Below are 5,137 nucleotides of genomic sequence, written 5' to 3' on the forward strand. Positions count from 1 at the left end.
GATAACGCAAGGTTTTCTCAATCATATTTGGAACATCCAAAGTATACATCAAAGAACGTAAACCATCACTATTAAAGGCTTCCAACTCACCAATAACAGGAAACTCAATAATTTCTCCATCGGTTAGAGCGGCTTTTGTAATAACCTGACCATCGACAATAAAACGGGCAGGACGTGTATATTCTTCAATCACGTCCACAGGAGAAAATGGAGCTTTATATTCCCAAGGCAATTCGCGCTTAACGGGCAATCCTCCAACATAAATTTTAATGTCTTCCGTTTCATCAAGCAGTGTTACACCATAAGCTGAAAGCAAATTACTCATTCCGGGAGCTACACCAATATCTGAAATAACACAAACGCCTTTTTCTTTTGCCAGCTCATTCAAATCAAACATATTCTCAGGATAAAAAGCAATATCAATACAGTCCTTCCTTGAGTTAATTATACGTCTTAAACTTTCAAAACCCATAAATCCGGGCGTTGCATTAATCACGAAATCAGCATCTGCAACAACTTGCTCAATGGCTCCTACGGCTGATAAATCCATTTTCCTTGCTTGCACACCAGCAGCTCTCAATTTCCCAAAATTCTGATCGTTAAAATCAACAGCTAAAACGTCAAACTCTTTTCCTTTGGCTAAATCTAAAGCCATTGGAGCGCCCACTAAACCAGCTCCTAAAACAATAACTTTCCTCATCAAAATATTTTTCATTAAAAATACAAAAATCTCCAGTAAACAATAAAATATTTTTTGCGACTCAAGTGTAACAATTCGTATCTTGATTGGTCATTAATACAGATGTTGTTCAGCAAAACAAAATATCGCGATATCCACCATCACCTGATTGCCAATTGCAAAAAAGGCAACCGGAAAGCGCAAATCGAAATTTACAAGCTCTATAATAAGGCGATGTATAATTCAGCACTACGCATTCTGAAAAATCAGGCTGATGCTGAGGATGTGATGCAAGACTCTTTTTTGGATGCTTTTACACGTATTCATCTTTATCGAGAAGAAGGAAATTTTGGAGGATGGCTAAAAAGAATAGTGATTAATAATGCAATAGATTTTATCCAAAAACGAAAGCCAACAAACGAATTAGACGAAAGTCAGATTTTACTGACGGATGAACAAGAAGAATGCATAGAAAATGATTGTCGATTAGAAGATATAAAAGAAGCCATGAAAATGATTAAACAAGAATACCGTATTATAATTTCGCTTTACCTCTTTGAAGGCTATGATCACGAGGAAATTGCGAGTATTCAAAACATCAGCTATGGCTTATCGCGAACGCGCTACTCTCGGGCACGACAAAGTCTTTTGAAAGTTATTCATCAACTTCAAACAGAAAGGGAAATGAAATGGGCTTAAATAATTTAGAAAACAAGATAAGGGAAAACAAAATGTTTTTCGACGAAGAACCTTCAGTAGATCATCTTGAAAAATTTCAAGCAAGATTAGATAAGATAGAAAATCCGAAGAATATCCATCATGGATTTTTATTTACTTCAACTAAAACCTTTGTTCTTGCCGCTTCGGTTACCATTTTCTTACTCATTGCCATATTTGCTTTATTAGAATCACCTGATATTGAAGCACAACCACAACTTTCTGAAGAATTGATGCACGTAAAAATGTATTATAGCTCTCAGACTAATTCTAAAATTGAAGAAATAAAAAACTGTGCAACCAAAACAACAGAAAATGAAATGCTTTTTGAAACAGCAGAAAATCGTTTATACAAATTAGACAATAACACACTGATATTAGAAGATAAACTTGGTCAGGCAAAAGGAAATAAACAGCTCGAGAGTGCTTACATTCAAAGTCTTAAAGCTAAATCGGAAGTGGTAAATCAAATTTACGCTCAACTATGCGAAAACAACACAAATAATATTATTACCCAATAAAGAGAAGGAGGAAAATTATGAAGAATATACAAAACAAGCTAAAAACGCTAAGTCTAAGCATTATTATGTTATTGCTTATGAGTACCAATGGATTTGGAACAGAATATACCAAAACCACAACTAAAAGTTTTGATGTTAAATCCGGAGTTTTGCTCGATATTAAAACCGAATTTGGAGATATAAAAGCCTATAACTGGGATAAGAAAAAGATAAGTATCGAAGCAATCGTTACCGTTGAAGCAAGTACACAATCTAAAGCTGACGATCGTTTTGAAAGAATAAGACTAAAGATTGACGGGACCAAAGATTTGGTAAGTATTATCAGCAGTATAGAATCCGGGTTTTTTGGTAAAAACAACAATAATATTAGTATTGATTTTATTATTTATTATCCTTCTGATAGTCGTTTGAAACTGAATATGGAATTTGGCAGTGCTTTTTTTGAAGATATAGAAGGGGCAACAGATGTTGATATAGAATACGGGAATTTTAATGCTAATAATCTAATTAACAGCAATAATCAAATAGAAATAAGTTTTGGTAGATTTCAAGTCTCAAAAATAACAAAAGCCAATATTGAAATAGATTATGGCGGATGTGAAATAGAAGAAGCAAATACTCTCGATCTCCACACATCTTTTTCTGGCAATGTAAACATCGAAAAAGTTGATAATTTAACATTAAAATCGGCTTACGATAAGCTTAGTATTGGAGAAGCAAAAAATATAGTTGGCAGAATAGAGTTTACAGGATTCAGACTGGATTATCTTGAAAATAGTATAAAAATGAAATCTGCTTACGGAAGTTTTAAAGTGTATTCTATTGCTCCTGACTTTGAGTTAATTGACTTAAATAGCGAATTTTGCAGCTTAAAACTTTATGTTGATGAAAACTCAAATTTCAGTTTCTATACTGATGTTGAACTTGGCTCTTTTAATTATCCAAAAGAAAAAATCACAATAACAACTTATCAAAAAGATATCACTGATTTAAGCGTTGAAGGCTATTTCGGATCTAAAGAAAAAATAAAAGGCAATATGCGTTTATCTGTTGATAATGCAAGTGTTAATATTAATATTAAATAATTCAAAGCATGAAAAAATACAGTTTAAGTATCGTATTTCTGTTGTTTGTCATCTTTCTTCAGGCAGCAAATACCGAGATACAAAAAAGAAAAGTAACTGCTTTTAATAGCATCCGTTCCTCATCTTCTGTTGATATAATAGTAGAACAAACGGGGAAATATGCCGTAGATGTAAAGGCTCCGGAAAAATATATGGATAATATCAAAACGGAAGTTGAAAATGGTGAGTTACTTGTTTATGTTCGCGGTTCAATTATGTACTCCGGAGATATAGTAGTTTATGTTCAAGTAAAAGATTTATCCAAAGTATCATTAAGTGGTTCCGGCGATTTTGAAACTAAAGGGGTGTTAAAAACTCCCGAATTTACATTTCGCATTTCCGGTTCGGGTGATTTGGATATTGCACTAAACTGCAAAGTTTTAAAAGGAAGTATGAGTGGCTCCGGTGATGCTAATATTAGCGGTATTACCGAAAGTATAGATATACGTCAGTCTGCTTCCGGCGATCTTTTTGCTAATAAACTTCATCTTTTATCGGCTAAGCTAAGAATGAGTGGATCAGGCGATTCTAAACTTATTGGCAGTACCGATTATCTTGAATTATCACAATCCGGTTCCGGCGATTTTTCAGGGAGAGATTTTGAAGCCGAAGATGCAAAAATCAGAAAAACAAGCTCCGGCGATACACGCATAGAAGTAGTAAATAGCCTCGAAATTAGCATTAGCGGATCGGGCGATTTTTATTATAGTGGGAAGCCCGAATTTAAAAACATTACCATCACAGGATCAGGGGATATAGTAAAAATTAAATAAACCATAATATTATGAAAAATAAACTTAGAATTTTAGGACTGAGTCTGTTAACTATAATGTTTTTACAGACAACATTAGCTGCTACTCCCGGTTTTGGCTGGATAAAAGGTAGTGGAAACGTAATTGAAGAAACCCGCGATGTTAGTGGTTTTCATGGCATCGAAGTTGGTGGAGCTTTCGAAGTAATTTTGATTAAAGCCAATAAAGAAAAAGTAGTTTTGGAAATAGATGATAACCTCATGCCTTACGTAACAACCAAAGTTTTTGGTGGCGTTTTGGAAATCGATAATAAAAAAGATTTCAGGAATCCAACGGAATTGAAAGTGACCATTTATTACAAATCCATTGATGAAATTGACCTTTCTGGAGCAGCCTCAATTTACAGTGAAGACGTAATAAAAACGGAATCACTAGAAATTGAAGCAAGCGGAGCTTCTGATATTGAGTTAAAATTAGACGTTGTATTTTTAGAAGCAGATTTTAGTGGAGCTTCAAAAGTAGAGTTCAGTGGCAGAGCCGAAAGCGTAGAAGTTGAAACTTCTGGTGCAACAGTTTACAGAGCCATTGATCTTGAAACAAAGAGTTGCGAGCTCGATGCTTCTGGTGCTTCTGTAGCTAGAATCTGGGCTACAGAAGAATTAAGTCTAGAAGCTTCTGGTGCTTCCAGCGTCAGGTACAAAGGCAGTCCAAGCATTGATCTTATCAGTGTTAGCGGAGCCGCTTCAGTTCGGAAATATTAAAAATTTAAATTCAATTATTGAAAACCCGGAACGTCTTGTTTCGGTTTTTTTTGTTTGTAACTATTCAGCATCAAAAACGCGAATCTAATTATAAGTTTTCTCTGTGAAACTCTGTGTTTCCTTTGTGATTCTCTGTGAAACAGCTATTTCACAAAGGCACCCAAAGAAGCACAAAGTGACACAAAGATTATTTGAGAATTATTAAACACCATTATTACACATGTTTTTTAATCCACTGATTAATTACTTTTGTTTTATTCTATGCTTTCTTTTTTTAACTCAACTGAATCTGTATTTTTGTAGACCTATTATTTCCTTATCATTAAAAAATATCAAGAATGAAAAAAACAATTGCAATTCGCCACGAAGACAAATACAAGATGGAACGCCGTGCCGCACTTACGCCACAGCACGTAAAACAACTTGTTGAACAAGGGATTGAAGTTTTAGTAGAATCTTCCGAAAAGCGTGTTTTTGCAGATGAGGAATACGCAAATGCAGGTGCAAAAGTGACCAAAGACATCTCCAGCAGCTCCTTAGTTTTTGGCGTTAAGGAAATGCCTATAGATTATTTTGAAGCCAA

7 protein-coding genes are annotated in these 5,137 nt (G+C 34.6%); 6 read left to right on the forward strand and 1 reads right to left on the reverse strand.

Annotated elements, in window-relative coordinates:
- On the reverse strand, positions 1-700 hold a 700-nt coding region (locus J7K39_08240), incomplete at its 3' end, for a saccharopine dehydrogenase NADP-binding domain-containing protein (GenBank protein ID MCD6179879.1).
- A gap of 102 nt (positions 701-802) precedes the next feature.
- Between J7K39_08240 and J7K39_08245 the strand changes: the two genes are divergently transcribed.
- The 6 genes from J7K39_08245 to J7K39_08270 form a co-directional block, all read left to right on the forward strand.
- Positions 803-1,378 (forward strand): sigma-70 family RNA polymerase sigma factor, encoded by a 576-nt coding sequence (locus J7K39_08245; GenBank protein MCD6179880.1) that lies wholly within the window; start codon positions 803-805, stop codon positions 1,376-1,378.
- Positions 1,379-1,410: 32 nt separating this feature from the next.
- Positions 1,411-1,917 (forward strand): hypothetical protein, encoded by a 507-nt coding sequence (locus J7K39_08250; protein ID MCD6179881.1) that lies wholly within the window; start codon positions 1,411-1,413, stop codon positions 1,915-1,917.
- 17 nt (positions 1,918-1,934) lie between these two features.
- On the forward strand, positions 1,935-3,002 hold the full coding sequence (locus tag J7K39_08255) for a hypothetical protein (protein MCD6179882.1): 1,068 nt from the start codon (positions 1,935-1,937) through the stop codon (positions 3,000-3,002).
- Between the two features lie 8 nt (positions 3,003-3,010).
- Positions 3,011-3,814: a DUF2807 domain-containing protein gene (locus J7K39_08260; protein ID MCD6179883.1), complete on the forward strand. Its 804-nt coding sequence runs from the start codon at positions 3,011-3,013 to the stop codon at positions 3,812-3,814.
- A gap of 11 nt (positions 3,815-3,825) precedes the next feature.
- Positions 3,826-4,554, forward strand: coding sequence for a DUF2807 domain-containing protein (locus tag J7K39_08265; GenBank protein ID MCD6179884.1), 729 nt, complete (start codon positions 3,826-3,828; stop codon positions 4,552-4,554).
- Between the two features lie 338 nt (positions 4,555-4,892).
- Positions 4,893-5,137, forward strand: a 245-nt coding sequence (locus tag J7K39_08270; protein ID MCD6179885.1) for a hypothetical protein, incomplete at its 3' end; no start/stop codon positions are given.

The organism is Bacteroidales bacterium, assembly GCA_021157585.1.
Taxonomy (GTDB): Bacteria; Bacteroidota; Bacteroidia; order Bacteroidales; family UBA12170; genus UBA12170.